Annotated in this window: 12 protein-coding genes; 4 read left to right on the forward strand and 8 right to left on the reverse strand. The window is 67.9% G+C overall.

Translation table 11 applies throughout. The features are described 5' to 3' along the window. Nucleotides 1–55: 55 nt before the first annotated feature. On the reverse strand, nt 56–1687 hold the full coding sequence (locus ACWV8V_RS09810; protein WP_455899564.1) for an isovaleryl-CoA dehydrogenase: 1632 nt from the start codon (nt 1685–1687) through the stop codon (nt 56–58). A 109-nt stretch (nt 1688–1796) separates the two neighbouring features. Here ACWV8V_RS09810 and ACWV8V_RS09815 point away from each other — a divergent pair, with 109 nt between their 5' ends. Genes ACWV8V_RS09815 through pdeM form a run of 4 tightly spaced genes read left to right on the forward strand, consistent with a single transcriptional unit; the run spans nt 1797 to nt 7501 of the window. After that, nucleotides 1797–2804, forward strand: coding sequence for a ligase-associated DNA damage response exonuclease (locus tag ACWV8V_RS09815; RefSeq protein WP_455899565.1), 1008 nt, complete (start codon nt 1797–1799; stop codon nt 2802–2804). Further along, nucleotides 2801–4405: an ATP-dependent DNA ligase gene (locus ACWV8V_RS09820; RefSeq protein ID WP_259259544.1), complete on the forward strand. Its 1605-nt coding sequence runs from the start codon at nt 2801–2803 to the stop codon at nt 4403–4405. The genes ACWV8V_RS09815 and ACWV8V_RS09820 overlap by 4 nt, the downstream gene beginning before the upstream one ends. A 14-nt stretch (nt 4406–4419) precedes the next feature. Next, nucleotides 4420–6867 carry a ligase-associated DNA damage response DEXH box helicase gene (locus ACWV8V_RS09825; protein WP_455899566.1) on the forward strand — a complete coding sequence of 816 codons (2448 nt, stop codon included), beginning with the start codon at nt 4420–4422 and terminating at the stop codon, nt 6865–6867. Beyond that, complete coding sequence (gene pdeM / locus ACWV8V_RS09830; protein ID WP_259259542.1) at nt 6857–7501, forward strand: ligase-associated DNA damage response endonuclease PdeM; 645 nt, start codon at nt 6857–6859, stop codon at nt 7499–7501. Before ACWV8V_RS09825 ends, pdeM begins: the two co-directional genes overlap by 11 nt. A gap of 34 nt (nt 7502–7535) precedes the next feature. On the opposite strand, the gene ACWV8V_RS09835 is transcribed toward pdeM, so the two are convergent. From ACWV8V_RS09835 to ACWV8V_RS09865, 7 genes are all read right to left on the reverse strand, one after another. Continuing rightward, nucleotides 7536–7808 (reverse strand): hypothetical protein, encoded by a 273-nt coding sequence (locus ACWV8V_RS09835; protein ID WP_123730535.1) that lies wholly within the window; start codon nt 7806–7808, stop codon nt 7536–7538. Nucleotides 7809–8064: 256 nt separating this feature from the next. Beyond that, the gene (locus tag ACWV8V_RS09840) at nt 8065–9312 is read right to left on the reverse strand and encodes an FAD-dependent oxidoreductase (protein ID WP_455899567.1); all 1248 of its coding nucleotides are present in this window, start codon (nt 9310–9312) and stop codon (nt 8065–8067) included. 64 nt (nt 9313–9376) lie between these two features. Next, a complete protein-coding gene (gene cspE / locus ACWV8V_RS09845) occupies nt 9377–9583 on the reverse strand; it encodes a transcription antiterminator/RNA stability regulator CspE (RefSeq protein ID WP_019183439.1) in 207 nt (68 codons plus the stop codon). A gap of 88 nt (nt 9584–9671) precedes the next feature. Then, entirely contained in the window at nt 9672–10418 is a 747-nt protein-coding gene (locus ACWV8V_RS09850; RefSeq protein WP_346489580.1) for an S-methyl-5'-thioinosine phosphorylase, read from the reverse strand. After that, entirely contained in the window at nt 10418–10972 is a 555-nt protein-coding gene (locus ACWV8V_RS09855) for a hypoxanthine-guanine phosphoribosyltransferase (RefSeq protein WP_019183441.1), read from the reverse strand. The genes ACWV8V_RS09850 and ACWV8V_RS09855 overlap by 1 nt, the downstream gene beginning before the upstream one ends. After that, a complete protein-coding gene (gene nagZ / locus ACWV8V_RS09860) occupies nt 10972–11979 on the reverse strand; it encodes a beta-N-acetylhexosaminidase (protein ID WP_455899568.1) in 1008 nt (335 codons plus the stop codon). Before nagZ ends, ACWV8V_RS09855 begins: the two co-directional genes overlap by 1 nt. 67 nt (nt 11980–12046) lie before the next feature. Next, nucleotides 12047–12739, reverse strand: coding sequence for a DsbA family oxidoreductase (locus tag ACWV8V_RS09865; RefSeq protein WP_455899569.1), 693 nt, complete (start codon nt 12737–12739; stop codon nt 12047–12049). Nucleotides 12740–12762 lie beyond the last annotated feature (23 nt).

Below are 12762 nucleotides of genomic sequence, written 5' to 3' on the forward strand. Positions count from 1 at the left end.
ACGCTGGTCGAACCGTGGTTGTCGCAACGCCCCCTCCCCGGAGGGGGCGTTTGCGTTACGGCAGTGCGCGGCTCAGGACGGTGCCGAAGTCCACATCGGCCGGCAGCGTCCCGAACGCCATCCCATGCTCGGCACCGAGCCGTGAGCGGATGAAGACCGATGCGTTCGGGCTCTGCGCGCGCAGCAGCACGGCAGCCTGCAACACCAGCGCCAGGCGTTCGGTGATGCGACGCGCCTGCGCTTCTTCCGGCGTTTCCGCCAGCTGCGCACGCAACGCCCGCAACGCGGCGTCATAGATCGCATCCACACCGGCCACGGTGTCCAGCTCCGCCTCCAGTGCATGCAGCACCTGCGGTTCGCGCGACAGCGCACGCAGCACGTCCAGGCATTGGATGTTGCCGCTGCCTTCCCAGATCGAATTCAGTGGCGCCTGCCGATACAGCCGCGGCAGCATCGACTCCTCGACATAGCCCGCGCCGCCAAGGCACTCCTGGGCTTCGTTGACGAACACCGCGGCCCGCTTGCACACCCAGTACTTCCCCACCGCGGTAGCGATGCGCGCGAACGCAGCCTGCTGAGGATCGGTGGCAGCCTGATCCACGGCGCGCGCGACGCGCATCGCGAATACCGTGGCCGCTTCGGACTCGACCGCCAGATCGGCCAGCACATTGGTCATCAGCGGGTGCTCGGACAAGCGCTTGCCAAAGCTGCTGCGATACCGCGTGTGATGCAGCGCCTGGGCCAGCGCCATGCGCATTTCCGCTGCCGCACCGAGCATGCAGTCCAGCCGCGTCATCATGACCATGCCGATGATGGTCGACACCCCTCGCCCCTCCTCGCCAATACGCTGCGCCCAGGCCCCGCATAATTCGACTTCGCTGGACGCGTTGGACCAATCCCCGAGCTTGTCCTTCAAGCGCATCAGGCGGAACGCGTTGCGGTTGCCATCGGCCAGGCGTCGCGGCATCAGGAAACAACTCACGCCACCCGGTGCCTGCGCCAGCACCAGGAAGCCATCGGACATCGGCGCGGAGAAGAACCACTTGTGCCCGATCAACGCATAGCTGCCATCGGCCTGGGGCTCGGCGCGCGTGGTGTTGCTGCGCACGTCCGAACCACCCTGCTTCTCGGTCATGCCCATGCCCAGGGTGATGCCGGCTTTGTCGGCGATCGGCACATCGCGCGGGTCGTACTCCGGGGCTGCCGCCTTGGCCGCCCATTCGGCCAGCGAAGGATCCTGCCGCAACACCGCGACCGCCGCGTGGGTCATCGTCAGCGGGCAACTGGTGCCGGCCTCGGCCTGGTGATGCAGATAGCTCAACGCCGCGCGTGCGACATGTGCACCAGGACGGCCGTCGTGCCACGACAGCCCGGCCACGCCATGCGTTTTCGCTGCCGTCATCAACTGGTGGTACGCCGGATGGAACTCAACGGTGTCGATGCGATGACCCTGCCCATCGTGGGTGCGCAGGCGCGGGCGATCGCGATTGGCATCGAAGCCGATCCGGTAAAGCTCATCGCCGGCGAGACCGCCATAGCGCGCCAGCTGCCCGATGAAGGCGGCTCCGCCCTCGCGCTGCACCGCCTCCGCCAGCGCCCCGTCGTCAGCCCACAGATTGCGGCCCCCGAAGGGCGGCGGCTGGTTGCTCACTTCATGCGTCTCGAACGCGGGCCATGCAGACGTCATCACGGCGACCTCCTTGCAGACAGAGGCCTCGATTCTGCCGCATCCCCGCACAGGCCGCCGTTCATGCGGATTCTCACCTCCTGCACGAGCGCGTCGGCACAGTGCAGGCATGAACGCGGATGCCGACAACGACGATCTGGTGGTGCTGCGCCCGGAGGGGCTGTACTGCCCGGCCGGTGATTTCCATATCGACCCCTGGCGCCCGGTTCCGCGCGCGGTGATCACGCACGGCCATGGTGATCACGCACGCAACGGCATGGGCCACTACCACTGCACCACGCAAACGCTGCCGATCCTGCGCTGGCGGCTCGGCGATGTGGACTGCACCGCGCATGCCTACGGTGAACGCTTCACCTTGGGCGACACCGAGATCTCACTGCATTCGGCCGGGCATGTGCTCGGCTCGGCCCAGGTGCGGATCGCACATGCCGGACGGGTCTGGGTGGCCTCGGGCGACTACAAGCGCCAGCCCGATCCGAGCTGCGACCCGTTCGAGGTGGTGCCCTGCGACACCTTCATCACCGAAGCGACCTTCGGCCTGCCGGTCTACCGCTGGCCGGACACCTCGCAGGTCGCCGCTGACATCGTGGCATGGCGCCGCGAGTGCGAAGCGCGCGGCGAGGCGGCCGTGCTGCTGTGCTACGCGCTCGGCAAAGCACAGCGGATCCTTGCCGAACTGCTGCCCCTGGATGACCAGCCTGCGCTGCTGCACGGTGCGATCGCCACCGGTGTGGCGGTCTATCGCGAGGCCGGCATCCCGATGCTGGCGACCGAGCCGGTCAGCGAACAGGCGCGCGGCGCCGAGTTCGCCGGCAAGCTGATTCTTGCCCCGCCCTCGGCGGCCGGCAGCGCGTGGATGCGCCGCTTCAAGCGCGCGCAGCTGGGCTTTGCCTCCGGCTGGATGCGGGTGCGTGGCAACCGCCGCCGGCGCAACTACGATCGCGGCTTTGTGGTCTCCGATCACGCTGACTGGCCCGATCTGCTGCGCACCATCGCCGAGACCGGCGCCCGCCGCGTCATCGCCACGCACGGCAATACCGATGCGCTGATCCGGTTCCTGTGCGAGCGGGGCGTCGCCGCCGAAGCGTTCGCCACCGGCTACGGGGACGAAGAATGAAACGCTTCGCCGCGCTCTACAGCGAACTCGACCGCAGCACCGCCACCGGCGACAAGCGCGCTGCGTTGGTGCGCTACTTCCAGCAGGCGCCCCCGCACGACGCGGCGTGGGCCCTGTTCCTGCTGGCCGGCGGCAAGGTCACCAGTGCGCGGCAGAAGATCGCCGGCAACGCCGAGCTGCGCGCGTGGGTGGCCGAGAGGTCCGACACACCGGCGTGGCTGGTGGACGACAGCTATGACCAGGTTGGCGATCTGGCCGAGACCCTCACCCTGTTGATGGATGATCCGGTGCAGGCCGGTGCGGATATCGCGCTCGCCGACTGGATCGAGCAGAAGCTGCTGCCGGTGGCCAATCAACCCGAGCCGGTGCGCCACGCCACGATCACGCAGGCGTGGCAACAGCTTGCCTTCGACGAGCGGCTGGTGTTCAACAAGCTGCTGACCGGCGCGCTGCGCGTGGGGGTGTCACAGCGGCTGGTGCAGCAGGCACTGGCCGAATGGTCCGGCATCGATATCGCGCGCATCGCCCAGCGCATGCTCGGCAGTTGGGTGCCCACGCCCGGCCTGCTGGCGGCGTTGCTGTCACCGGAAGAGCGGCCGGAAGATCGCCAGCAGCCCTACCCGTTCTTCCTGGCCTCCCCCCTGGAGGCGGAGGTCGACACGCTCGGGCCGATCGACGACTGGCTGGTGGAGTGGAAATGGGACGGTATCCGTCTGCAGGTCCTGCGCCGCCAGGGCGAGGTCGCGCTGTGGTCGCGCGGCGAAGAACGCCTGGATGGCCGCTTCCCGGAGATTGAAGCGGCGGCGATGGCCTTGCCCGATGGCTGCGTGATTGATGGCGAGTTGCTGGCCTGGGCCGACGGCGATGATCTGCCCTTGCCCTTCACCGCGCTGCAGACGCGCATCCAGCGCCTCAAGCCTGGCCCGAAGACGCTGCGTGATACGCCGGTGCGCGTGCTTGCCTACGATCTGCTTGAACTGGGTGGTGACGACCTGCGCGGGTTGCCGCTCTCGCAACGGCGTGCGCGTCTGGCCGAGGTGCTCGCCACGCTGGCGGATCCGCGCCTGATGCTGTCTCCGGCGGTCCGCGTGGCGGATTGGAGCGCGGCGGCAGCACAGCGCGATCTGGCCCGCGAGCGCGGGGTGGAAGGGCTGATGCTCAAACGCAGCGACTCTGTCTACCAGGCCGGGCGCCGACGCGGCGACTGGTGGAAATGGAAGATCGCCCCGCTGACCATCGATGCGGTGATGATCTACGCGCAGTCCGGCCACGGCCGTCGCAGCACGCTCTACACCGATTACACCTTCGGGGTGTGGGACGGCGAGACGCTGGTGCCGGTGGCCAAGGCGTACTCGGGCCTGGACGACAAGGAAATCCTCGCGCTGGACCGGTGGATCCGCGCGAACACGATCGAGCGCTTCGGGCCGGTGCGCAGCGTGCGTGGCGAGCAGGTGTTCGAGCTCGGCTTCGAAGCGGTGAACCGCAGCAAACGGCACAAATCCGGCATCGCCGTACGCTTCCCGCGCATTCTGCGCTGGCGGCATGACAAGCCGGCCAGCGAGGCCGACACGCTGGCCCAGCTGCAGGCGCTGGCGCGGTGACGCGACGCGAGGCCATGGCCCGCCTGACGGCGTGGTTCGCCAGCCGGGGCTGGGCACCGCTGCCCTTCCAGAAAGCGATGTGGCGGCACTACCTGGCCGGCGCGTCCGGCCTGTTGCATACACCGACGGGCAGCGGCAAGACGCTGGCGATGTTCGGTGGGCCACTGCTGCAGGCACTCAACGATCCACCGCCCCGGACCACTCGCGGCCGCGCGAAGACCCCCGTACCCGTCCTGCAGGTGCTGTGGATCACCCCGCTGCGCGCGCTGGCCGCCGACACCGCACGCGCGCTGCGTGAGCCATTGGATGCCCTCGGGTTGGACTGGCAGGTGGGCCTGCGGACCGGCGATGCCAGCGCGCGCGACAAGCGCCTGGCGCGAGAGGGCCGGCTCGATGTGCTGGTCACCACGCCGGAGTCGCTGGCGCTGTTGCTCAGCTATCCCGACACGATGGCGCGCCTGCAGCACCTGCGCTGCGTGGTGGTCGATGAGTGGCACGAACTGCTGGGCAACAAGCGCGGCGTGCTGCTGCAGTTGAATCTGCGCCGCCTGCGCGATGCCCTGCCCGCGCTGCAGGTCTGGGGGCTGTCTGCAACGCTGGGCAATCTGGACGAAGCGCGCGAGGTGCTGTTGCCCGATGTGCCCGATGCCCCGCTGGTGGCCGGCGCGCGGCCGCGCCCGGTCAGCGTGGAAACGCTGCTGCCCGCGCAGGGCGAGCGCTTCCCGTGGGCGGGCCATCTGGGCCTGTCACAGCTGCAGCGCGTGCTGGAAAAACTGCTGACGGTGCGTACCAGCCTGCTGTTCACCAACACCCGTGCGCACGCCGAGCTCTGGCATCAGGCGCTGTCTGCGGTGTGGCCGGAAGACCCGGACACGCTCGCGCTGCATCACGGCTCGCTCGACCCGGCGTTGCGCCGCGCGGCCGAAGAAGGCCTGCGCGAGGGCCGGCTGCGCTGCGTGGTGGCCACCTCCAGCCTGGACCTGGGCGTTGATTTCCCCAGTGTCGATCAGGTGCTTCAGATCGGCAGCCCCAAGGGCATCGCACGTTTGCTGCAGCGTGCAGGGCGTGCCAGACATCGCCCCGGCGAATCCGGACACATCGTGTGTGTGCCATCGCATGCGCTGGAGCTGGTCGAGTATGCGGCGGCACGTCGGGCGCTGGCGCAAGGGCACATCGAAGCACGCCGGCCGCTGCGGCTGTCGCTGGATGTATTGGCGCAGCATGCGGTGAGCTGCGCGCTCGGCGATGGTTTCGATCCCGAGGCGCTGTTCGAGCAGGTTCGGCGGACGCATGCCTTCGCCGCACTGGACCACGCGCACTGGGACGGCGTGCTGGAGTTCATCGTGCAGGGGGGGCGTGCGCTGTCGCAGTACCCGGACTTCCACAAGGTCGTTCGCGACGACGATGGCCTCTATCGCGTGCATGACCGTCGCGTCGCGCTGCGGCATCGACTGTCGATCGGCACCATCACCAGCGATGGCAGCGTCATGGTGCAGTTCCTGCGGGGGGGCCGGCTTGGCGCGGTGGAGGAACAGTTCCTCAGCCGGTTGCGCCCGGGCGACCGCTTCCAGTTCGCCGGCCGTCTGCTGGAACTGGTGCGCCTGGAGAATCTGACCGCCTACGTGCGCGTGGCGCGCAGCGGCGACGGGGTGGTGCCGCGCTGGCAAGGTGGTCGGCTGCCGCTGTCGGAGGCGCTCGGGCATGAAATGGAAACGGTGCTGGCCAGCCCACCCGAGAGCCCGGAGATGCAGTGGCTGGCCCCATTGTTGTCGCTGCAGACCCGCCTGTCCGCACTGCCCGCACCGGATCGGCTGCTGGTGGAACACGTCCGCCGCCGCGAAGGCCAGTTCGTGTTCGTGTATCCCTTCGCAGGGCGCCAGGTCAATGAAGGGCTGGCCGCGTTGATGGCGATGCGCTGGACGCGGCTGCAGGCCAACACGTTCGGCTATGCGGCCAATGACTATGGCTTCGTACTGGCACCCGCGCGCGCTGTCGAGATTGACGCGGCACGCCTGCGTGCGCTGCTCGATCCGGAGGGGCTGCTCACGGATCTGCGCGAGAGCCTCAACCTGGGCGAACTCGCACGACGCCAGTTCCGCGACATCGCACGCGTGTCCGGCATGCTGGTGCCCGCGTTGCCAGGACGCACCCCGCGCAGCCTGCGTCAGCTGCAGGCCTCCAGCGGGCTTCTGTACGACGTGCTGCGCCAGCACGATCCGGATCACATTCTGCTGACACTGGCCGAACACGAAGTGCTGCACGATCAGCTTGATCTTGGCAGTCTGGCCACGACGCTGTCGTCCTGCCAGGCACGCACCCTGAGCCTGCAGCACCCGACCAGCCTGGGGCCGCTGTCCTTCCCGCTGTGGGCCGAACGGCTGCGCGGTCAGTTCAGCAACGAAGACTGGAAAACCCGCGTACTGCGCGCGGCACAGCAACTGGAGAAACGTCATGGCGCCTGAGCTGCCGATCATCCTCGCCGGCGAAACGGTGCACCTGCTGGGCGCGCGTGCGATGTACTGGCCTGCGCGGCACGGCTTGTTGATCGCCGATCTGCATCTGGGCAAGGCCGATCTGTTCCGGCGCGCAGGCATCGGGCTGCCCCGGGGTGGCACGCAGGATGATCTGGAGCAGTTGGGCCGGTTGGTGCAGCAGCACGAGGTGCGCCACCTCTGGATTCTGGGCGATGTGCTGCATGGCGCAGCCCATCGCGCGGCGTGGTACCGCCAGTGGCAGGGCTGGCGCGAGCAGCATCCGGACCTGTGGATCGGCGCGCTTGAAGGCAATCACGATCGCGTGCTGCCCAAGGCAGACCTGGGTATCGACTTGCTGGGCGAACGTGTGCAGGAAGGCCCCTTTCTGCTCCGTCATGCACCACAGCCGCATCCGGGGCTGCACGTGCTGTGTGGCCATCTGCATCCACTCGCACGCCTGCCGGGCATGCAGCGGCGCTGGCCGGCGTTCTGGTTGCGCGAGAGACTGACGATACTGCCGGCGTTCTCCCGATTCACCGCAGGCATTGCGCCTGTCATGGACGCCGGAGAACGCTTGGTGGCCTGCGTCGAAGACCAGGCCATCGCACTGCCGACGCGCTAGCCTGGCCAGCGCGCAACGGCATGCACCACCCTGCTCAGGCGGCCGACGCGACCAGCAGGTCCGGCATCAGCCGGATATCCGGTGCATTCGGATTGGGACGCACCGGTTGCCGCTGGATCGCGGTCAGCATGTCGTGTGCGGCGGCACGGATGCGCGGGTGGTGCTCCGGCGCGGCGTGGGTAATGAGGCTGGTGACATGGAATTCGAACACGTCTTCCATCACATCCGGCTGATCCTCATGCAGCATCTGCAGTAGTCCGCGAAGTTTGCGGATTTCACTTTCCAGAGTTTCGGCCGAGAACAGCATTTCAATCTCCTTGGGTTGCGATCGGTCCAAAGGACCGTGAGTCGCAAACGCAGCCCCACAGTACCACCGGGTGGTGGCGCTGCTCTTGGCGATCAGGAATCGGACAGAGCACCAGCGGAAGCAACATGACGCGTTTCGAACACGCACACGCCTGCTGCGTTTGCCTGAGTGTTGTCCCATGCGGGCGGTGAGTCCACCGTCAATGAATGTTATTCACACCTTCACATCGCCGCGCATGCGCTGCTACGCGTGGTTATCAGCTGATGCGATCACGCGCGTGTGCGTCGTTCAATGCAGCCAGCAAACCCGCCGACAACGGCAAGCGGCCCAGCCAACCGCGCTGCGTGCCACTGAGCACGCGCAACATATGACCGCGCCCACCCGGCACCCGCCCCATCGGCTGGAACAGCACATCGCGCGCACGCGCCAGCCCATCATGATCGGACTGGAACAACGGCGTCAGCCATCGGCTCCAGTACTGGTAGATCGCCACGTGCGCGCGCCGTTGCCCCTCGTAGGCCTGCAGTGCCGCCTCCAACACCCCGTGCGTGCGCAGGGCGTCACGCAGGGCCAGTGCGTCCATCAGCGCCATGTTCACCCCCTGCCCCAGCTGCGGGCTCATCGCATGCGCGGCGTCGCCGGCCAGCACCAGCCGCTCGCGATGCCAGCGCGACATCACCGCATCGCGATAGCCGGCGCGGGCCAGCTGACCCGGTTCCGTCACGCCGGCCAGGCGCTCGTGCGCCTGCGGCCACAGCGTGGCGATCTCGTCGAGCCAGCGGGCCATGCCGTCACGCTCCCACTGTGCGAAGCGGTCACGTGGCAGGCTCCAGAAGAAACTCAGCTGTGGCACATCATTGCCCGGCCGGGTCCCTACCGGCAGCAGCCCGATCATCTTGCGCGCGGCCACATAGCGTTGCCGCAGTTCATCCACGTGCGGCCAGTCGCCGCGCGGCAGCAGGCACCACAGCGCGCCCCACGGGTATTCGCGCTCCAGCGAGGTGCCCTGCACCTGCGCGCGCAGCGAGGACGCGGCACCATCGGCAGCAATCACCAGATCGTACGGCCCGTGCCAGCGCCCGTCTGCGTCACGCACGCGCCCCTGCGCGGTGTCCACCTCGACGATGGCGGTACCGGCCTGCAGGTTGCCGGGCTGCTCCCACGCCTCGGCCAGCAGCGAGAACAACGCGCCCCGTTGCATGCCCACCCCATGCAACCGCTCATCGAGCTGCGCATAACGCATGTCCATCACCGCGCGTCCGCACGGCGTCTCGCCGTACAGCCGACGCACGCTGGCGCCGTGGCGCAGCACATCGGGCAGCAGCCCCATCTGCCAAAGCACGTCCAGGCCGCTGGGCTGCAGCAGGAACCCGGCGCCGACCGGACCGGGCGTTGCGGCACGCTCGAACACGTGCACGTCGTGATGATCACGTGAAAGTAGGATCGACAACGCCTGCCCGGCGGTGCCGTAGCCGACGATGGCGATGGTGCGACGTGGAGACATGCGCGTACTCACTGATGAAAAAAAACCCCGCCGAAGCGGGGTTTTCAATGCGCAGCTGAAAAAATCACTCAGCCGGCACGATGTTCGAGGCTTGGGCGCCCTTCGGGCCCTGGGTCACGTCATAGGTGACCTTCTGGCCTTCCTGCAGACTGCGGAAGCCCTTGGAGTTGATCGCGGAGAAGTGCGCGAAGACGTCGGCGCTGCCGTCCTCCGGCGAGATAAAGCCAAATCCCTTGGCGTCGTTGAACCACTTGACGGTACCGTTCGGCATGGTGATGCGAGACCTTCTTCTATGAATGGGTGGTGTACGCTCAACCAGCGCACTGGCGGAGTATGCAAACCTTGTACCGGAATGACAATCACCCCCGTGCCAATTCACCGATCAATTCGGGCAGGCCGGAGGAGGCAGCGTCCACATTGGCCAGCACTTCGGCCATCGTGATTTCATCGCCATCGCCACAGCCGGCGGCCCAATTGGCCACAATCGCCAGGCACGCATAGTCCAGGCCAAGCTCACGCGCCAGGCTCGCTTCGGGCATGCCGGTCATGCCGACCAGATCACAGCCATCACGACGCATCCGCGCGATTTCCGCGTTGGTTTCCAGTCGCGGGCCCTGGGTGGCGCCGTAGCAGCCGCCGTCCTGCAGGCGCACGCCGGTGACTTTCGCCGCGGCCAGCACCTTGCTGCGCAGCATCGGCGTGTACGGATGGCCGAAGTCCACGTGCAGCACCTCGGTGCCCGGTTCCTCGCACAGGGTGGAGATGCGGCCCCAGGTGTAATCGATCAACTGGTCCGGGCAGGCCAGCACGCGCGGGCCGAAGTGCTCGGTGATGCCGCCGACGGTGTTCAGCGCAAGCACGCGCTGCGCACCGATCTGCTGCAGCGCGGCGAGGTTGGCGCGGTAGTTGATCTTGTGCGGCGGCAGCGAATGGCCTTCGCCATGACGCGCCAGAAACGCTACGCGCTGACCGAGCAGCGTGCCGACGCGGATCGGACCGGACGGCGTGCCGTACCGCGTCTCGACCTGGTGGCTGCTCACGTCGTCGAGCTGGGCCAGCTTGTAGACGCCGGTGCCGCCGATGACGGCCAGGGAAATGTGTTCCATCATTCCTTCATCGCGTAGATGGCGGGCACGCAGCGCAGCGTCTCGTTGACGTCCATGCCGAAACCGAACACATAGCGGTCCGGCAGATCGATGCCGGCGTAGTCGGCCTTGACGTCCGGCAGCGCGCGGTCGTGCAGCTTGACCGTCAGCGCGGCGATACGCACATCGGTGGCGCCCTGCTCCAGGCACCAGGTACGCACGCCCTGCAGCGTGTAGCCCTCATCGAGGATGTCATCGACCAGCAGCACGCGGCGGCCGAACAGCGCGGTGGCCGGCTTGTGCTTCCAGACCAGGTCGCCGCCGGTGGTCTCACCGCGGTAACGGGTGGCGTGCAGGTAATCGAACTGCACGTCCTGGCCGCGTGCGCCCAGTTCCAGCGCGAGCTGGCCGGCGAACGGCAGCGCGCCGTGCATGATCGACAGGAACAGCGGGACCTCGCCCTTGTAATCGCGCGCGATGGCGTCGGCGATGCCAGCGATGGCCTTGTCGATGGTGGGACGGTCGACCAGCAGGTCGGCCTGGGCCAGGGCCTGGGAAATGGTGAGGTTGGGCATCAGACGGTTCTTCCAAGGGTGTCAAGCAAACGGGATTGGGTGGTGCCATGGCGGGAATCGGCCAACAGGCCGTCCCAGCCCAGCGCGCCGCGGCCGATCAGGCCAAGCAGCGCAGCGGTGTTGAGGGTGCGGCCTTCGACCGCGCGCAGTGATTCTTCCACCAGTTCGGGGTGGCAGACCAGCACCACGTCGCAGCCGGCATCCAGATGCGCGTCCACGCGCGCCTTCACGCCACCGGCGGAGAACGAGGCGGCCATGCCGATATCATCGGAGAAGACCACGCCGCGGAAGCCCATCTCCTCGCGCAGGATCTGCTGGATCCAGCGCGGCGAGTAGCCGGCCGGTTCCGGCGCGACCTGCGGGTAGACCACGTGGGCCATCATCACCGCATCGGCGCCGGCAGTGATGCCGGCCGCGAACGGGATCAGGTCCAGTGCGCGCAGTTCATCGAGCGAACGCGGGTCGCTGGCATCGTGGAAATGGGTATCTTCCAGCACGGTGCCATGCCCGGGGAAATGCTTGAGCGTGGCGGCCATGCCGACGCTGTGCATGCCGCGCACATAGGCGGCGGTGAATGCAGCGACGACCTGCGGGTCCGCGCTGAACGCGCGATCGCCGATGGCCAGGTTGCCGCGACCCAGATCGACCACCGGGGCGAAGCTGAGGTCCACACCGCTGGCGCGCACTTCGCTGGCCATCAGCCAGGCATGCTGCTCGGCCAGGGCCAGCGCAGCCTCGGGATCGGTGGCATACAGGGCGTCGAAGCCCCGCAGCGGCGGCAGCGCGCTGTAACCCTCACTGAAGCGCTGCACGCGGCCGCCTTCCTGGTCCACGCAGATCAGCTGCGGGCGCGGTGCGGCGGCGCGGATGGCCGCCGACAGCTCGGCCACCTGCTCGCGCGAGGCGAAATTGCGCTTGAACAGGATGACGCCGGCCACGGCGTCGTGCTGCAGCCACTCGCGTTCCTGGGCGGTGAGTTCGGTCCCGGCAACGCCGATCACGAGCATGAGGTGTCTCCAATACGGGGCGCCACCATGGCGCACTGCCGCATTGTCGCAGAACCCGCGCGCAGCGTCAGACCTCGCAGCCGTCCGGGCCGCAGCCATCACCGTGCCCGGCAGCCCCTGCGGGCGGGCCTTCCGCTGCGATCTGCCGCAACGCCTGGGCGAAGGCCTCGGCCGGCTGGGCGCCCTGGATGGCGTACTGATCGTTGATCACAAAGGTGGGCACCGACTGAATACCCAGTGCCTGCGCCTGGGCAAGCTGAGCCTGGATCTCCTCCAGCCCTTCCTCACCGGCCAGCAACGCCGTGATGCGCTCGGCGCTGAGGCCGCCGGTGGCGCCCGCGGCGATCAGGGTCTGCGGGTCGGCCAGATTGCGGCCCTCCACGAAATGCGCGCGGAACAGCGCTTCGCCGACCGCCGCTTGGACGCCTTCACGCCCGGCCAGCCACATCAACCGATGTGCGGGCAGCGTGGTGACCCGGACCTGGCCCTGGTCGAAATCCATCGGCAGGCCTTCAGCGCGCGCGGCACTCTGGGTCTGGGTCAGGATCTGCTGGGTGCGCTCGGCGCTGCCGAACTTGGCCACGTAGGCCTCGCGCAGCGGCACGGGGGTCGTGCCCGCGTCGGGATCCAGCAGGAAGGGGTGCCAGTGCACCTCCACCTCGGGGGCGTCTTCACCCAACAGCGCCAGGCCCTGCTGGAACCGGTGCTTGCCGATCCAACACCAGGGGCACACCACATCCGACCAGATATCGATTTTCATCTGGCCAGATTGTGGGTGCTGCG

The sequence above is a fragment of the Stenotrophomonas sp. Ker107b genome (genome assembly GCF_053847245.1).